This is a genomic window from Trinickia sp. Z7 (assembly GCF_056498045.1).
Genome location: NZ_JAUEQW010000001.1, coordinates 641,622 through 658,865 on the forward strand (window position 1 = coordinate 641,622; position 17,244 = coordinate 658,865).

Annotated in this window: 15 protein-coding genes; 9 read left to right on the top strand and 6 right to left on the bottom strand. The window is 65.3% G+C overall.

Annotated elements, in window-relative coordinates:
• Positions 1–99: 99 nt before the first annotated feature.
• Genes QQS38_RS02880 through QQS38_RS02895 form a run of 4 tightly spaced genes read right to left on the bottom strand, consistent with a single transcriptional unit; the run spans position 100 to position 1,903 of the window.
• Positions 100–882 carry a hypothetical protein gene (locus tag QQS38_RS02880; RefSeq protein ID WP_479643848.1) on the bottom strand — a complete coding sequence of 261 codons (783 nt, stop codon included), beginning with the start codon at positions 880–882 and terminating at the stop codon, positions 100–102.
• Between the two features lie 10 nt (positions 883–892).
• Complete coding sequence (locus QQS38_RS02885) at positions 893–1,318, bottom strand: hypothetical protein (protein ID WP_479643849.1); 426 nt, start codon at positions 1,316–1,318, stop codon at positions 893–895.
• Positions 1,315–1,515 carry a hypothetical protein gene (locus tag QQS38_RS02890; RefSeq protein ID WP_479643850.1) on the bottom strand — a complete coding sequence of 67 codons (201 nt, stop codon included), beginning with the start codon at positions 1,513–1,515 and terminating at the stop codon, positions 1,315–1,317. Before QQS38_RS02890 ends, QQS38_RS02885 begins: the two co-directional genes overlap by 4 nt.
• 58 nt (positions 1,516–1,573) lie before the next feature.
• On the bottom strand, positions 1,574–1,903 hold the full coding sequence (locus QQS38_RS02895; protein ID WP_479643851.1) for a type III secretion system major pilin HrpA: 330 nt from the start codon (positions 1,901–1,903) through the stop codon (positions 1,574–1,576).
• 231 nt (positions 1,904–2,134) lie between these two features.
• Here QQS38_RS02895 and QQS38_RS02900 point away from each other — a divergent pair, with 231 nt between their 5' ends.
• From QQS38_RS02900 to QQS38_RS02935, 8 genes are all read left to right on the top strand, one after another.
• Positions 2,135–2,689 carry an RNA polymerase sigma factor gene (locus QQS38_RS02900; protein ID WP_479643852.1) on the top strand — a complete coding sequence of 185 codons (555 nt, stop codon included), beginning with the start codon at positions 2,135–2,137 and terminating at the stop codon, positions 2,687–2,689.
• 165 nt (positions 2,690–2,854) lie between these two features.
• On the top strand, positions 2,855–3,061 hold the full coding sequence (locus QQS38_RS02905) for a hypothetical protein (RefSeq protein WP_479643853.1): 207 nt from the start codon (positions 2,855–2,857) through the stop codon (positions 3,059–3,061).
• Entirely contained in the window at positions 3,048–4,595 is a 1,548-nt protein-coding gene (locus tag QQS38_RS02910) for a secretin N-terminal domain-containing protein (protein ID WP_479643854.1), read from the top strand. Before QQS38_RS02905 ends, QQS38_RS02910 begins: the two co-directional genes overlap by 14 nt.
• Entirely contained in the window at positions 4,596–5,384 is a 789-nt protein-coding gene (locus tag QQS38_RS02915; protein ID WP_479643855.1) for an FHA domain-containing protein, read from the top strand. It begins immediately after the preceding gene.
• A gap of 94 nt (positions 5,385–5,478) precedes the next feature.
• Positions 5,479–6,132: a type III secretion system export apparatus subunit SctR gene (gene sctR / locus QQS38_RS02920; protein WP_479643856.1), complete on the top strand. Its 654-nt coding sequence runs from the start codon at positions 5,479–5,481 to the stop codon at positions 6,130–6,132.
• Between the two features lie 4 nt (positions 6,133–6,136).
• Positions 6,137–6,400, top strand: coding sequence for a flagellar biosynthetic protein FliQ (locus QQS38_RS02925; RefSeq protein ID WP_479643857.1), 264 nt, complete (start codon positions 6,137–6,139; stop codon positions 6,398–6,400).
• Positions 6,401–6,409: 9 nt separating this feature from the next.
• On the top strand, positions 6,410–7,219 hold the full coding sequence (sctT, locus tag QQS38_RS02930; protein WP_479643858.1) for a type III secretion system export apparatus subunit SctT: 810 nt from the start codon (positions 6,410–6,412) through the stop codon (positions 7,217–7,219).
• Between the two features lie 52 nt (positions 7,220–7,271).
• Positions 7,272–8,375, top strand: coding sequence for an EscU/YscU/HrcU family type III secretion system export apparatus switch protein (locus tag QQS38_RS02935; protein ID WP_479643859.1), 1,104 nt, complete (start codon positions 7,272–7,274; stop codon positions 8,373–8,375).
• A 29-nt stretch (positions 8,376–8,404) separates the two neighbouring features.
• Here QQS38_RS02935 and QQS38_RS02940 read toward each other — a convergent pair whose 3' ends face one another.
• Positions 8,405–10,561, bottom strand: coding sequence for an FHIPEP family type III secretion protein (locus tag QQS38_RS02940; RefSeq protein ID WP_479643860.1), 2,157 nt, complete (start codon positions 10,559–10,561; stop codon positions 8,405–8,407).
• A 532-nt stretch (positions 10,562–11,093) separates the two neighbouring features.
• Here QQS38_RS02940 and QQS38_RS02945 point away from each other — a divergent pair.
• Complete coding sequence (locus QQS38_RS02945; RefSeq protein ID WP_479644089.1) at positions 11,094–13,484, top strand: PIG-L family deacetylase; 2,391 nt, start codon at positions 11,094–11,096, stop codon at positions 13,482–13,484.
• 90 nt (positions 13,485–13,574) lie between these two features.
• Here the strand turns inward: QQS38_RS02945 and QQS38_RS02950 are convergent, their stop codons facing one another.
• Positions 13,575–17,228 carry a PipA/GogA/GtgA family type III secretion system effector gene (locus QQS38_RS02950; RefSeq protein ID WP_479643861.1) on the bottom strand — a complete coding sequence of 1,218 codons (3,654 nt, stop codon included), beginning with the start codon at positions 17,226–17,228 and terminating at the stop codon, positions 13,575–13,577.
• Between the last annotated feature and the right edge of the window lie 16 nt (positions 17,229–17,244).

Consider the following 17,244-nt stretch of genomic DNA (forward strand, 5'->3'; position numbering starts at 1 on the left):
GCGGCGCATGGACCCGTATTCTGCGGCGGCACGCCATATCGTCTATGCCGCTCTGGCGCCGCCCCACGCCACGTTTCGCACCCAAACGGCGGAATCGGATCATCCGGCGCTTGCGCTGTCGGCGTTGCCGCCCTTGCCTCCTTTCGGACGGCGCCAGTCTATTCGACGCAGCAGCCGATCGGCGAAAAACCCCAGCGCCGCGGCCCCGGCAACGACCGCGATCAATGGCAGCCGGGACGGATCGTGAGACGTGCCGCCCGAAACCGCCGGCGCGCCGTCGCTCGATTGCTCCGGCACGAGCAAAACGGTGACGTGCCGATCGTCCTCGCCCGCCAGCCCCGGGGCACCGTTCTTGACGAGCCTGGCCATGCCGGGCAACAGCGGCGACAAATCGACGCCCGCGCGATGCTTGATGAGAACGGAAGCCGACGCCGGCATCAGTTGCGCCCCGGGAAATGGGCGCTCCGGCGCCACGACGCGCACCCGTGCCGCGGTAACGCCGTCGATATCCATGAGCGCCGCTTCGAGGTCGCGCTCGATCGCATGAACGTGCCGCAGGCGCTCTTCGAACGGCGTCGGTGCGATGCCGCGCTTGCCGAGCGCCTCGTCGACGCTGGGCCGGCTGGGCCGCAACAAACCGGCCTCGCGCAGCGCGCGCATCGCATGCGGGAAGTCGGCATTGCCCACGAAAAGCGTCACGCCGGCCTTCTCCGACTTGCGCTCGACCTCGATTCCCCGCGCACTCAGCACGGCGTCGATCTCGCTTGCCTGGCGCACATCGGCTGCCTGTTCCAATGCGACCTTGCGCCCACAGCCTGCAGAACCAGCCACGGCAACGACGACCGACAACCACGTCAGCCCCACGCGCACGGACAGCCTCATCACAGGCCGTTCATGTCGGCGACGTCAACTGTTTGAGCGCGCCCGTCGTCACGCCGACGAGTTTCGCGCTCAACATGACGCTCATGTTGTACGAGGCCATGGCGCGTGCCTGACGGTGCATCTTTTCCGCGAGCGTGGCCAGATCGGTGCCGCTCGCCCAAGCGCCGGCCAAATCGTCGGACAGCGCCTGCGCCTCCACCCGATGCCGAGCGAGCGCGTCCAACCGGCGTGCAAGCGCGGGAACGAATGGGCCCGCCGAACCGGCGGAGGGCGCCTGCGGCGCCGCGGCCCCGAGCGAAACCCGGTTGACGGGTACGGCGCGCATGGCGGCGGCGAACGTATCGAATTCGCCGCCCACGGGCGAAACGACATAGCGGGAAACGACGCCGGGCGAGTCGACACCGAGGGACATCGCCTCCCAATTCGCGGCGGTCATGGCCGCAACTGCTGGGCGAGGTTGCGCCATGCGTTGACGAGTTCCGTTTTGGCGTGCCCATGAACGAATGCCAGCGCATGTTCCGCGTCGATACGGCGCTTTTCACGTGCAAATGCGATCCCCGCCTGCGCCGCCCACCGAGCCGCATACCGTTGATCCGCCGCGCGCGCGGCGAAGCTTTCCACTGCGTCTATCATGTTCTTCACCTTGGACGGCGGGCACGATCGCTCGCGCCCGCCGGATTGCCCGCACACGTTAAAAGTGAATGCCCTGCGCCGCTTTGATGCTGGCGTTCTGCACTTTCGTCCCGGAATCGAGATGGCCGCTCGCGATGCTGTTCGCCGTGTCGGTCATCATCTTTTGGATGCTGGCCTCGGTCTGTATCTCCATCGCCTTCAGCTGCATTGTTTGCTGCCGTTGCAGGACGCGCTCCATCTGATTTGCGGCCGCGCTGCTCGTCGCGCCTGCCGCACCCGGCGACGCCGCTTCCGACGCGCCGGACAGGGCCGACACGACCGACGAAGCCAGCGTGGCGAGCGAACCGACAGCTTGAATTGCGGGAACTATGGCTGCGATGGTCATCATTGGACTTCCCTCTTTATCGAGATTGAACGGGTGCTCTTCCGCGTATCGATCGAAGGCCGGAATTGCGCACTTAGTAACGGCCGGCGCGGCGCGGTTCCATTCCACCGCCGAAATCGATTCGAGCCGCGTCGCCAGGCGTTATATCGTCCGATTTTTCAGTCGACCTGGTCCTACCGCGAGGTAACTCCGAGATGATGCGCGGATCGCCATGTCATGAGTTTCGACCCGCCTATGATTTCGACACGCTCGCACGCGGTCCGATCGACTGCCGCGGATCGGACCAGCGAATTCGATGACTGGTACCGCGCCCACGGCCGTTCCATTTATCGCTTCATCGCGCGCCGGGTGCGCAGCGCGGAAGATGCCGAAGACATTTTGCAATCGACCTATTTGGGGGCTTGGGAAAACCGCATGTCGTATCGCGGCACGGCGCAGCCGAAAACATGGCTCACGGCGATCGCGCTCAACGTCGTGCGCAATCACGTCAACCGCGCGTCCGACTATCGATTCGTGACCGAACGTATCGACGACCACGAACAGGCGCTCGTCGATACGCGTGCGCCCGAACGTTGCATGTCCGTGAAGCAAACATTCCTGCGGTTCCTCGACTTCGCGCAATCGCTGTCTTCGGAACAACAGCGAATGCTCGAACTGCTGTTCATCGACAACGTCAGCTATGTCGACGTCGCAGCCACGCTCGGCATCCCGGTCGGGACCGTTCGCTCGCGGCTGTCGCGCCTGCGGGCGAAGCTCGACCGGCACTTCGAACAGACAGGAGGGCCATGACACGCTTCGCTCGTCTTGGCGCCGGGCCATCGCCGTTCGCCGCACATGCCGAACGCCTTCCCGCCTCCATTGGCGCGGTTGGCACGGTTCGATTTTCGCGTGACACCTCGTACAGCTGTCCGTGCCCGTCTCCCATGCAATTGCTCGAATCAGCCTTCTCGACACATGACTTCATCTATCGCCGAAACTCAGTTGCTCAATGCGCTGCGCCACACCGAACATCTGCGCCGCTCTTTATCGCCAGCCGCGCCGGAGCAGTGGCAGGACTATGTCGAGTCCTTGCGCGGCGTCTCGCTCGCGAACTGGAGCGCAACGACGGATCTGCAAATGAGGTTCGCCTTGTTGCGCACGGTCATCAATGAGATTCGGTAGCGCGATGGCGCTTCCCCTGCGTCTATGCCATCTCTTGCTCGCAGCCGTTTGCGCGTTCGCCCCCGGCGCCGGCGCGAGCGCCAGCACGCCTGCCGGGTTGGCAGCCGGAAGCGCCACGCTGACTGCCCCCTATGCGCTCGACGCCTCGAACCTGGTCGTGCGAGAGGTGCTGCATCGATTCGCAGCCGATCACGGCCTGGCGCTGCGCATCGACGCGAGCACGCATCCGCTCTGGCAGTCGGGCAAGCTCGACGGCTGGCTGCGCGCCGATTCAGGCCACGCCTTTCTCGAGCATCTCGCCCAGGCGCACCACTTCTCATGGTTCGTTGCAAACCGCACGTTGCATGCGAGCTCGGCGCACGATTCAGCCGTGGAGCGCATCGCGTTGGCCGGCATGCGCGCCGCTAGCGCGCGCGACGCGCTCGAAGCCGTCGGCATTTACGATGCGCGCTTCGGATGGGGCGAGTTGGAGGGTCGAGACACCGTTCTAGTGGGCGGCCCGCGGGCATACCGGACGCTCGTGCGGCGCTTCGTAGCGGGTGACGCTCATTCTCGAAGCACTGGGGCCGCGACGGAAGCCATGATTTTTCCGCTGCGTTATGCGCAAGCTGTCGATCGGCCAGCGCCGGCCTCCTCGCCTTCGGTTCGCCCGGGCGTCGCAACGCTGCTACGGGAATTGCTCGCCCCGGGCGCGGCAATCGCACAACCGGCTTTCTCGATGCCAATCCAGCCGGATATGCCGCCGCTGCCAAGCGCGGCGCCATCGCTCGCGCAATGGATCGGACTGCCCGCGGCCGCTGCCCCGGCGCTTGCGACGCCACGCGCGCGCGGGGCGATCGCCTCGCCCTCGCCCACGGCCGTGAGCGTCGTCGCAGACGAAAGCACGAACGCCGTAATGGTATGGGCCGACCGCAGCCTGCGCGCCGACATCCAGCGGCTCATCGACGCGCTCGATCGCCCCTCGCCGCTCGTCTCGATGGAAGTGCTCGTGATCGAAGCGGATGCCGCGACGCTGCGTGCGCTGGAAGCGGCCGGCGAACGTGGCGATAGGGGCATGGAAACGAATCGATCCTCGAATACCGTCTCGTTCGAGACGCAACTCGCACAGGCCGTCGCCGACCAGCGCGTGCGCGTGCTCAATCGCCAAATCCTCGTTGGGCGCATGAACGCCCATACCACGCTCACGATCGGCGCCGAGTCGTCGCAAGGGGGCGCCACAGCCGATAAAACCGGAGAGCAACCCGTCAACGGCCGCGACGGCAGTCAGGGCGATCGCCTGGATCTCGCCGCACGCATCGTGCCGGCGGCAGAAGCCGGCGCAACCGCGATCGCAGTCGATGTCGACTTGCTGATGGCCCAGCCCACCGGCCTGCCAGGCCAAACCTGGGCGAACACGAGCAGCGTCAAATTCGACACCGCCGTTACGGTCGAAAGCGGGGCGCCGCCACGCCTGATCGCCAGTTACCCGGTTGCAACCGCACGTGCCGAGCAGCGTGCCATCTTCATCAGCGCAAACGCGCTTCGAGACAGGTAAGTGCAATCGGCCATGCTCGAACTGCGCATCTTGACGGGCTTACACCGTGGCGCTGCGCTTCCGCTCGAAGGCGATCGGGTCTGCATCGGAAGCGGCGAGGAAAACGACATCGTCTTGCTCGACCCGGGTATGCCCGTGCGTGCGGCCATCCTAGAACGAGCGACAGGCTCGTCATGGACATGTCGCATGTATGCCTCCCCGCAGAAGCAAGGCGAATCGCCATCCGGCGCTCCTGCGAGGAACGACATCGAGATCGGCGCCGGTGCGCGCTGGTTCGCCGGCCCGGTGCTGATGGCCTGCGAGGAAGAAACCGCACCATGGAGCAACTCCGCGGGTGAACAGCGAGCACCGTCGGCTCAACCGCGCTTCTCCTTGAAAGCCAAGCTCGCAGTGGCGCTCGTCGTCGCAACGCTAATCGTCGCGCTTGCGGCAACGCTCGGTGGGCAAGCGGCATCTCGTTTGGGCATCGGCGAACCTGCGCGCCATGCGTCGAGCGTGCTCGCCGCACCGTCCGCGGACCGTGCGCTCCGTCTCGAACCAGCGGCAACGGCCGCCGCGACACCGGCCTCCGGCGTTCGCCTGCTGGCCGCAGCCGTGTACCCGAACGAGACGAAGGAACGCCCTCCCTTTTCGATCGGCAGCGCAAACGGCGGCCCGTATGGATTCATCGTGACCGACGACGGTCGGGTATTGCTGCCGGGCAGCCGGTGGCGCGGGTTCACGCTCGTGCGCATCGAGCCGGGACGTGCGATTTTCACAGGTCCGTTTGCGGCGGAGCTGACATGGTGACGCCGGATAAGAGCGAAGCTCGACGGGGCGCCTGCATCGAATTGCCCGTTGAAATCACGCAGTGGCCACGGAACCATGCTGGCGAGCCGCGGCCATGATGCCCGATCAGCACCCGCTTGCACTGATCGCGCTATTGGGGCTGCTTTCCTTACTGCCGCTCGTCGCGATCGCCACTACCTCCTATCTCAAGATTTCGATCGTCCTCGTACTGACGCGCAACGCGCTCGGCGTCCAACAAGCGCCCACGACGCTGGCCCTCAACGCCATCGCCCTCGTCGCGACGTTGTTCGTGATGTCGCCAACGCTGTCGGCATGCATGGACAAAGCAAGGGCAATCCCGGCCGTGCCGGCATCGGGCTCGTCGCAGATCGAAGCGGCGCTCGCCGTGGTCGAGCCGCTCAAGCAATTCGTGCTCCGCAACGGCAGCGAGCGCGAGCGCGAACGCTTTCTCGACCTGGCGCAAAAAAGTTGGCCCGACACCGCGCGCGCTTCCGCACGCAGCGACGATTGGAGCATCGCCGTGCCCGCCTTCGTCGTCTCGGAACTACAGGCCGCGTTCGAAATCGGCCTGCTGTTGTTCATCCCATTCATCGCCGTCGACATTCTCGTCTCCAACGTGCTGCTTGCCATGGGTATGCAAATGGTGCCGCCGATGATCGTCGCCTTGCCGATCAAGCTATTGTTGTTCGTGCTCGCCGACGGATGGGGAAAGCTGCTGCACGCCCTCGTCCTCTCCTACCAAGGATGACGCCATGCCGGAAGCGCTCGCCTTGTTGCAGCACGCACTGCTCTTCGCATTCAAGGTCTCGGTTGCGCTCGCGCTCGCCGCAGCGTGCGCCGGCATCGCGATTTCACTCGTCTTGTCGGCGTTTCAGATACAAGACCAAGCATTGCCGTTCGCAGTCAAATTGGTCGTCGTCGGTATCGCGGTCGCGATCACCGGGCACGGTGTCGGCGTGGAACTCGTTCGCATGGTCGAGCAAGCGTTCGATCTGGCGAGCGTCGCGCGCACTTGACGATTCGACGTGACGGGCTCCATCGAATCCGCCGTCCCCTTCGTGGCCGCGTTGGCCCTATGTGCCCTGCGCTGGCTTCCCGCGATGGTGCTCGTGCCGGTCTTCGCTGCCCATGCGCTGAGCGGTTTGGCACGGACCGCGATTGCGCTCGCGCTTGCGTTGCCGATTACCCCCGGCGTGGCGACGGCGCTCGCTAGCACGCCGATGTCCGCCATCGACTGGATCACGACCGGCGCCAAGGAGATTGCGCTCGGGATCGCGATCGCATGCCTCGTCGCCGTGCCGTTCTGGGCCATCGAGGCCGCCGGCACCTATCTCGACTACCAGCGTGGCGGCAATCCACAGGCGCTCGACCCCGCCGCCTCGATCGACGCCTCCGTGCTCGGCGCCTCGTTGCAACAAGCCCTCGTCGTCTTTCTGATCCATTCCGGCGGCCTCTTCGCCCTCTTCGACATCATATGGACGAGTTACGCCGTTTGGCCGGCGCTAGCGCCGCTGCCATCTCTCGGTGATCAAGCATGGGCGCCGGTCTGCCACTTGCTCGTGTCGACCATGCGATGGGCCCTTACGCTCGCCGCGCCCTATTTGTTGGCGCTTGGCGCGATCGAAGCCAGCTTCGCGCTGCTATCTCGCGTCAACGCGAAATTCCCGGCTTACGTGGCTGCGCTACCGTTCAAAAGCGTGGCCTTGCTGCTCCTGCTCGCATTGACGCTCCCCAGCCTGTTGAACGCAGCGGCCGATACCGCCGCCGGACATCTCACCGAAGTTGATCGCTCGATGCGCGATGCAGCGCCGGGCCGTATGTCCGTCAAACCATGATGGGCACTGGACGGTCGAGCGGCAAGCGGTCGGGCGCCGACACACTCGAGCGATGAGCGACAAAGCGCTGCCGCCGACGGAAAAGCGCCTGCGCGATGCACGCGCCGAGGGCAACGCCGCGCGCAGCGACGTGCTCGCCGGATTCGCAGTGGCCGTATTCACGGCCGAGGTCGCCTTCGCATCGATCGACGCGAATCTGGCACGCTGGCTCCGCCTCCAAGACGCCGTATTCGCGCGCCTCGAAGCGTTGGATCACGCGCAAGCGTTGCTCCGCATGTCTGCAGAGGCCATGCGCCTACTGGCCATCGCGATAGCGCCTGTGATGGCGGCGGCTATCGCCGGCTCGATCGTCGCCGCTTGGGCCGTCGGCGGACTGTCGCTCGCGCCGAAAGCGGTGGGTCCGTCGATGAGGCGGCTGAACGCCGTAAAGCATTTGAAGGAACGCTTCAGCGCGAACAACCTCGTTTCCGTCGGAATTTCATTGGCTAGCGCGGGGTTACTCGCAGCCATCGGCACGTGGCAATTGCGCAGTCGTTTTCCCGTCATCGATTCGATGGTTGCTTGGCAAGCGCTCGACTTCGATCTGCAAGCGGGCATCACCACGTTACATGGTTTCATTCGCGCGCTCCTCGCTGCTTTACTCGTGCCAACCGTCCTGGCGGCGATCCTCGCGAAATGGCAGCATCGCCGGGGCCTGCGAATGTCACATCGCGAACTGAAAGACGAGCTCAAGCAAGCGAACGGCAATCCCTTGCTACGGGCCCATCAACGCACACAGTTCAGCGAGGCCGCCGCGAGCGCATCGACGCGCGGCCGCAGCGGCAAACGCGCGCTCGTCACCAACCCCGAACATATCGCCGTCCTGCTCGATTACGCCGGAGATGCGTCGCAAGCGCCTATCGTCATCGGCAAAGCAACCGAGGACGTTGCGCGCGCGATGACGAACAGCGCTTTGCTCGAGCGCATCCCCGTATTCCAATGTCGACGGCTCGCGCGCCGTCTTTTGCAGCACGGTGAACTGCAAGCGGCGATTCCGCCCGATTGCTACCGCGCGGTCGCGATCGTTTATCGAATCGTCGACGAGATCGAACTTCTAAAAGAACGTCCCAGTGTTCCGATCGAAATTGATGATGTCGTCTGCGATCCCGATCCATAGAAAAGCGTACCGGCATGCGTCGCGATACCTCACTGCGCAACCGCCGTCTGCCCGTCGAGGCAAACCGTGGCGAACACCTGCACCCGTTGCATCGGCCCAACCTCGGCATAGGACAGCACATGCGTATCGAAGAGGTCCTCGGCAAGCAGTTGTCGCAATGGCCGGCGCAACGTCTGCGTCGTCAATAGAACGGGAGCGATCCGCCTCTCGACATACGCGCGGTTGAGCGCGCGGATACGCTCGACGAGCGCCTGCGTCATGTCGTGGTCGAGGACGAGCATCGCGCCGCGCGGCGTCTGCTGCAGCGCCGCCTCGAGCTTTTCCTCCAACGCCCCCGCAAGCAATAAAGCATGCAGGACTGCGCCGTGCGCGAACTCCTGGCATATTTGAGCCCCGAGCGCCGCGCGCACATGCTCGGCCAGCGCCGACGCTTCCGTCTCGCGCGGCGCCCAAATGACGAGCGTCTCGGCGATCTCGCGCACGTTGCGCAGCGAAACGCGCTCGACGACGAGCAGCTTCATGACTTCAGCGAATCGCGGCAGCGTCAACGCTTGCGAGAGCTCCTTCGCGGTAGCCGGCAGTTCCCGCTGCAGCCAATTGAACACGAGCTGCGCCTCGTGAATGCCGACGAACTGAGGTGCATGCCGGTGCAACAGCCGACGCAGCAGCAGGGCGAAGTATTCGGTCGGTCCCAACCGCAGCCCATCCCCGGCAGCCGCTTCCGGCAACCGATGGGGCTCGAGCCATACTGCTCCGTCGATGAGCGGAAACGACTGAGACAGGCCGTGCTCGCGGGCAAGCGCTTCGATTTCGTCTGTCACAGGCACGCACACCCGATCGCGATGAAGGTGTCCCGTCGCGACCACGACTTCGTAAATGGCGATTTCGTAGTCGCACTCGCCTGCCCGCGCAAGTGCGTCGATTTCGATGACAGGCACCGTCACGCCGTAGCGCAAGACGAGTTCGTTGCGGACTCGGCGGGCCGCCCGCATGAGCGCCGCTACCTGCTCGGCGTCGGCATCCGTCTCCCGCTGGGCAAGCGACACGACGAGCGGACGCATCGGCGCGATTTGGCGTACGTCGGCATTGTCGGGAACGACGCCGGGCATGGGCGCCGCCGCCGACGCCTCGGATCGGGCCTGCGCACGCGCTTCGCGGCGCAGCCGCAACAGCGCCGCCCCGAGCATCGCGCCGCCAAGAAGCAGAAACACAGGCCAGGGCATACCGGGCGCCGCCGCGAACATCGCCATCACGCCGGCGGCCACGAACCAAGCGGCCGGCGCGCCGCCCACTTGGTCGGCGATCTGGCGGCCCACCGTCGCACCCGCCGCGCCGGACTCGCCGCCGCGCGTAATCAACAAGGCCGCCGCAATCGCGATCAGAAGCGCGGGGATCTGTGCGATGAGCGCATTGCCGATGGTGAGAATCGAATAACGCGACACGGCTTGCTCGAACGAGAGCCCGTGTTGCGCGATGCCGAGCGCTATCCCCGCCGTTAGATTGATCGCCACGATGACGAGCCCGGCAATGGCGTCGCCTTTGACGAAGCGCATGGCCCCGTCCATCGCGCCGTGCATCCGGCTTTCTCGCGCGAGCTCCACACGAAGTTGTTGGGCTGTCTCGGGGCGGATGAAGCCGGCGCGTAGATCGGCGTCGATCGCCATCTGCCGCCCGGGAATCGCATCGAGCGTGAAACGCGCCGCCACTTCGGCCACGCGTTCCGCACCTTTGGTCACGACTAGAAACTGCACGATCGCGACGATCGAAAACACGATGACGCCGACCGCCAAGTTCTCGCCCGCGACATAGCGGCCAAACGTGTCGACGATCTCGCCTGCATCGGCGTGCAGCAGTATCGAACGGCTGGCGCCGACCTCGATGCCGAGCCGAAACAGCGTGGTCAACAGCAGCACGACCGGGAAGCTCGAAAAGGCGACGGCGCTCGGCAGATATAGCGCGAGCGCAACCAGCAATACGGCAGCGCCGATATTCACGCCGATCAGCGCATCGATGATCACTACCGGGACCGGCAGCAGCATCATCGCCACCACGAGCGTGACCAACAGCGCGGCGCAAGCGTCGCCGCGCGCGCCCAGCCATGTCAGGCACCGGGTCAATCGCGCTTTTTCAATCACATGCGAGCGCAAACTCGACAGGATACGTAGCAACGGTGAAGCAGCGATCATCGTAGTGCGCCAAGGGATGGAGCCGTTTCAGTAACGCCTGGCATGGCGACGGTTCCCACGCAAACGCAGCAAAAAAGGATGCGGCGCAGCGCTATATCCCGGCCGGGCAGCGAAAAGCGCGCAGCGCCGGCAATGCGAATGGATTGACCACGCTCGAGCCACCCTCATCGATCGGTTGCAACAAGGTCGAAACATCTCAGAATCAGACAAAATTCGGAGTGCTTTTGCGACGGCCAGCCGCGAGCGGAAAACGGCGACCGCTAACGCTAGCACTACCCGAATAGTGAGCATCCTCAGTCTTGCGCAGTGGCGCTGCGCCTGCGTTCGACGGGCAGCCGCCGCCGGCCGCGGGGCGTCGCTCGCCCCACGGCGCCCCGCCCGGCTCGGCATCCGGCGTGCGGGGGCGCCCGCGGACGGGCGCGCCGGTTTGCATCCGCGCCGGCCGCATTCCGGCGCCAATTGTGAGTTCGCCAACGTGGCGGCCCTGGCCGGCACAGTATGATTCGAGGTCACCCTCGGGGCTCGAATCATGATGCGATCATCGGCAACCCGGCTCGTTCGCGATTCATTGGCTGCGCATCTCGCGCTGCTCTTGTTCGCCTTCCTTCCGGGCTCCGCTCGCGCGGCCGACTGCGGCGCCGGTACGCTGGTCACCGTGGTGGCTCACCTCGACGACGATCTGCTGTTCGTGGACCCCGCCATCAGCGAACGTCTCGACGCGGGCTGGTGCATCACTACCGTGCATCTGGTCGGCGGCGCCAAGGGCGCGGATTTCGCTTATGTCCAAACGCGCGAGCGGGCTTCGCGGCTCGCTTATGCGCGCATGGCGGGCGCTCCCGACGAGTGGATCGAGTCCAACGTGACGATTGCCGGCAAGCTCGTGCATCAGATGGTGCTGAAGGCGAGCCCACGAGTGCGGCTGCTCGAACTGCGGTTGCCCGGGGGCGCGATGCGCGGCGGCCTGGTGCCGCTCGGCCTGCTGTGGGAGCAACGCGCCACGCTCTCGACTTATCCGATGAACGCCGACGGGTCCGTGCGCGTCAAATACGATCGCGACGGCTTATCCGCCACGTTGAAAGCGATACTCGCGTCGGCGACGCTGATCTATACGCTCGACCCGGATACCGTGCCGTTCATCGAGCATCCCGATCACATCCTCACCGCGCGCATTACACGCCATGTCGCCCAGACGCTCGGCAAGAGCGAGCCGATCGTCTACCACGTGACCTATCCGACCGGCAACTGGCCGGCCAACCTTTCGGCGGCCGAAGTGCAGCGCAAACGCGACATCGTCGCCAGCTACTTTGCGATCGACGGCAGCGACTCGTCGCATGTATTCGGCGAGTTCCAGTGGGACGGCAACTGGATTTCACGCCGCTATGCTGTTGCCGACCGCACCGATCACCGCGTGCCGGATTTCGTCTCTCACCCGATTCGCCTCTTCAACGCGGCGTCGAGCCGCTGCCTGAGCGCGCCGGGTCCTGGGCGCGCGCCAACGCTCGCCGCGTGCACGGACTCGCCGGCCCAGAAATGGCGCTGGAATCCGCTAACCGTCTATCCTGGCAACACGCGCAACGCCGCGCTCGTGAACGTCGCCACTTCCCAATGCATCGCCGAGCGCGACGGCTATCTGGTCGCCGAGACCTGCGATCAATGGGACGTGGCGCAGCGCTGGACGCCGTGGGACTTCGGCCTCGTCTATACGCCTATGCGGCATTGCCTCGGCGAAAACGACGGCAAGCCGACCGTTCGCGGCTGCACCGCGCTCACCACGCGCTACCGTTGGGCCACCAGGCGACACACCCAGGCGAACGATCTCCGGCTCGCCGCCGCCATGGTGGGCGACGTTGTCGGCTCCGGCGAGCAGTCTGCCGTGTATGTCCAGCGGCAGCGCGATGGCCCGGGGTTCACCGTTTACGCGGCGTCGCTCGCCAAGGTAGCGCCGCCCGCGCTGTGGTACGCAAGTGTCGTCCCATTCGATCCGCTCGCCACAAGAGCAAGCTGCGCCGGCGACAAGCTGTGCTTCGACAGCGTGCGCTTCCTGCTCGGCGATTTCGACGGCGACGGCAAGGCGGATCTGATGATCGTCTCGGCGCGCCAGGGCGGGACCGCGTTCTGGTTGCTTCGCAGCGCCGGCGACCGTTTCGAGGCGCCGCGCCTCTGGCTGCAAACCAGCACCGCATTCAAGCCGGAACTGACGCAGCAATACGTGGCCGGTGACTTCACCGCAGCGGGCCGGGCCAGCGTGCTGATCGCGCAGAAACGGGCCGATAGCGGACTCGATCTGTGGGTCGCGTCACCGCAAGGATCGGGCCTTGCGGTGGGATCGGCGCCGGTGCTGTGGGCGCAGGCCAGAGACCTGCCGCGCAACGTCAATCTGCTGGTGCGCGAGACAGCGGGCGGCCCCGCCTCGCTGGTTGCGGTGGACGGGGAAAACGGCCGCCTCGCGCTCACCTCCATTGCCAATGACGGGAAGCGCATGACCGTCGGCGAGCGCAACGTCTTGCCGGCGAGTTTCGACCCGGACTTCGTGAAAGTGACGATCGGCGCCGTGCACGGGCGCGACTGCAACACGCTGATTCTGCTCACGCCTCATCTCGACGCATCGAGCGAAGAAGGCATGGTCGACGTCGCCACACTCGACCTGAGCGCCGCGACGAGCGAGGCGGTCCCGGCAGCGACATTACGCGCGATGTCGTGGTCGGATGTCATCCCCGAATTCGAGCACGACAAACTCGGCGCCGCGCTCGTGCTGTTTCGACGGACCGACGCCACTCTCGGCGATTTCTATTTCACCGGCGGTGCGCCTGCGCTGTCTCGCTATCCGTCGGAAAACGGACTCGCCCTCGGCGAAGCTCAAGAGCTCGGAACGCTGCCGGGGCTTTTCTCGGAAACCGTTCGAATCGACCGGCTCGCGCAATAACGCGATGCCAACCTGCCCTTCGCCTGTCGGCGTCTCGGCTACCATCGCCGCGATCGGTCGGAAGAGAACGCCGGCGACCGGCCTCGGTCGTTAGCCGAGAAGAAGGTGGCGGTCTTCCGCGGTGGCGCTGCGCAACGCCTGCGTTTGACGCGCGAGCAATGCGGCTTGCGCGCCCGCATCGGACGGTCCCACGAGCGCAGCGACGAGCTGACGCGGGTAGTTGAAACCGGCTTCTTTCAAGATCCGGTCCGTCAAGAACACCGCCGCGCCTCGGTGGGCGAGCCCCTGGGCGGCCGGCGGTTTCGGTTGCCCCGTCAGCGCGCTGATCATTTGCCCGGCCAGCTTGCGCTCGATTTCCACCTCGCGTAGGCCGGACTCGGTCAAATAGCGCGCGCCATCGTCGAGAACGTAGATCTTCTTGGACGTTTCGCTCACACCGTGCGCCCGCCCGCCGGGCGACATCGCGTCGAATTCGAGATCGCCCTCGAGCACGAACTTCCACGGCTCGGCCTGCGTCGCCTCGGTCACGGGCATCTTGTCGAACATGCGGCGGAACGTGACGCTTCGATGGTAAAGCCGCTCGAAGAAATCGATGATCACCATCGAATCGGAGGCGAGCGACGTCGTCATGTTTCGGTCCTGCACATAAAAGCCGAAATTCTTGTCGAACTTCGTCCTGAAGTCGCGCCGACCCAGGAACACTTCGTCGCCCTCGTCTTCGATCTCGCGAAGAATCGCGTTCGTGCGTACGACGGTAGGACGCGAGGCCACCGGAACGCCTTCCACCAGCGAGTCCGCCCGAAGGAAAGTGCGCTTCTCGTCCACGAGCGGGTCCAGATAGCGGTTTTCGCGTGCGGCCGTGCGTGCGGCGGCGCCCGCTTGAAACTCGACGGTCTGATCGATCGGCATCTCGGGCGAGGGGTTCGTTTGGCGATACATGATCTGCTCGGGAATCGCGTAGCCTGCTTCGCTCAAGATCTTGTCGGTCAGATAAACCACTGGGCCGCGATTCATCATGTCGAGCGCGCGCTCCGGATCGCGCGCCCCGGTCAACGCGTGGATCGCCTCGTGCAAATAGACTTGTTCGCTCGTCATGGCCTGCGGCCCGGCGGCGCTGACATAGGTCATCGCCTGGACCGCATCATCGGTCGGTATGTAGATGCGCTTGTGCTCGAAATCGGTATATGCCTTGCGAGGCGCGCCGAGCGGGCCCGCCTCGCCAATCACGAACTCCCATTTTTTCCAGCGTGCGGCCGTACCGTTGCGCGCGCGCGCATCGAGTTCGGCATGGCGATTGAAGATCCGCCGAAATGTTTCGCTGGAATCGTAGAGCTTCCGGTAAAAACCCGGCGCATCCAATCGCGATGCATCGAATGCCGGCGGCTCGAGCGCGAGCGACTCGGCGATGGCTCGATCGAAATCGATCCGCTTCAGGTCGTTCGCGCGCGCGAGCAAATCCGTCACGCGCTCGACCGTCAGGCGCTCGCGCACATCGGCATCGCGCAACGCCTGCGCGTGCGCGCCCTCGGCGGCATGCAGCCGCCGGCCTCTGCTCGTACCCGCGTCCAGTTCGATTCGAGGGGCGTCGCGCAGCCGGTGACCGGTGCGCCAATCGACTTCGACATAGACCTCGCCTTCGCGGCGAACGGGAACGATCAGGTCTTCTTCGTCGAGATGCACGACATCGTAATCGCGCCACCGAACGTTGCGCTGTCCGCGGGCCTGCCGCGCCAATGCCCGCAATTGCTCGGGAACATCGGCATCGGGCCGAGCGATACGAACGGGGTCGACGCTCATTTCGATCATTTCGGGGTGACCCGCTGCGTTGCCGGTCGAGCGGTCGACGCGGCCGGAAACGCGCCGAAGCTTCGGCACGACCGGATGCGCCGCCTCTGCACGCGCGCCGCGGCCGGCGCCCGTCGTCAGATCGAACCCGTCCGCCCCGAGAAACAGCAGCCCGAATGCGGCGCGCGCCGCATCTTTGTGACGCACGCCTTCCTCGATGTTGTAAATCGGCCCCACGATGGGAATCGTGTTGACCCATGTGTCGAGCCCTTTTACGAGCGCTCGATGTCCTTCCGTCTCGGCTGCGAAGTTTCCGGCAATCTGTGCGCAGACACGCTGCACGGCCGCGGGCGTCGTCGCTTTCGATTGCGCTCGCAGGCGCTCCTTCGCCGTCGCCACGACCCACGGATCGGATGGCAGAAACGCGTTGAACGCTTCTTCTTCGCGTTGCAGTTCGGCGCGCGGCGTTAGGCGCACGCCCGAGCCCAGTGTCATCGACGAGCCGTTAAAGCCCACCCAATCGGCGCGGTCGAGAAATTCATCCACGATGTCGCCGAAGGCGGCCTTCGTCACATGGGTGTTGTCGCCGACGATCACGTAATGGCGCTCATCGGTCATCGACGAACCGTCGACACCATGGCGACGCACAATTGCATCGGCCGCTTGACGGCGATCGAAGGCCGGAGGACGGCCGTATGCCGCCAGCAAGCGTTCGTTGGCGTACCCGAGCACGGCGGCCGCTCTTGCGTCCGGATCGACGCCGACGATGCGATTGGGCGTCAACACGCCTTTGTCGCGAATGCTTTGCGCGAAGGTCGCGATCGGGTCGCGCTCGTCCGCTGCCGCGCGCAACGCTTCGAACAACCCTTGCAGCACCTGCGCCTGCACCGCGGGTGCGGCCGTCTTCCAATTGACGCCCCGCGCTTCCCAGGCGGATAGATGGCGCGCGAGCCACTGGGAGGGTTCGCTATTGCCGCTTGCCATCAGCTCCAATGCCGGGTCGCTCACCTGGTTCTCGTAAATCAGCCGCAGATCGTCGGGCGAGACGACTTCGTATCCGCTCGATCTAGCCAGATGCATGGCGAACAGCAATCGCGGATGGTACGGATACGTCGTGCCGCCACGCCACGCCTGCTCTTGCCGTATGAAGGTGCGAGCGAGCGTCTCCTCGTCGGCGTGCCGAGATGGCGCGGCGCCGCCGTATCGATCGATGCGAAGCACCACCGTTGCCAGCGAGTGCGCGATCGAGCCGACGGGAAACTGAGTCGATTCGGCCATCTCGTCGAATTTTCCCGTCAAGAGCGCGCGACGCTGGTCGCGGTTCAACGCCGCCACGTCGGGATGGGTCCATACGGGTTGCCAGTCGAGCAAATCGTCGAAGGACTTTCCCTCGGCATGGCGCAGCGCAAAGCCGTCGAAATGCGGCGTCGTCTGCCCGAGCGAAGCACTGGGCGCGAACAGCGCGTCGAGCATGCGGCGCTTGGCGTAAGCGGCACGTAGCGCTTCGACGAAGGACGCGCGCAGCACGGCCAGAGAGGGTACGCTCGGGCTCGAGCCAGCGGTCGCGAGCCGACGGCCGAGACGCTCGTGAAGGACAGCCGCCTCGTCGAGGATGGCCTCGTCATCCAACAGCGTTGCGTCGAGCGTCATGCGAAATTGGTCCGGCACGACACGATGGCGTTGCCGCGCCACGGCACGCAAGAGGTCACTCGGACGGTCCGCGTATGCGCGCGCCTTTTCTTCGTCGACCCATTGCGTCAATGAAAGATTCAGCCGTTCGAGCAGCGCAGCTTCGGCCGCAAGCGCGCCAGCGCCAGGCGACGACGTTGCGTTCGCCGCCGCCGTCGCGGGCGGTGTCTGCAGAAGCAGCGTCAGCCCCGGCGCCGCACCATGCGCCGTAGCCTCGGCTGAAGCCGATGTCGCGTCGCGCGTCGCCCTCGGGGATTCAACCGTATTCATGCCGGCCGCGCGCCGG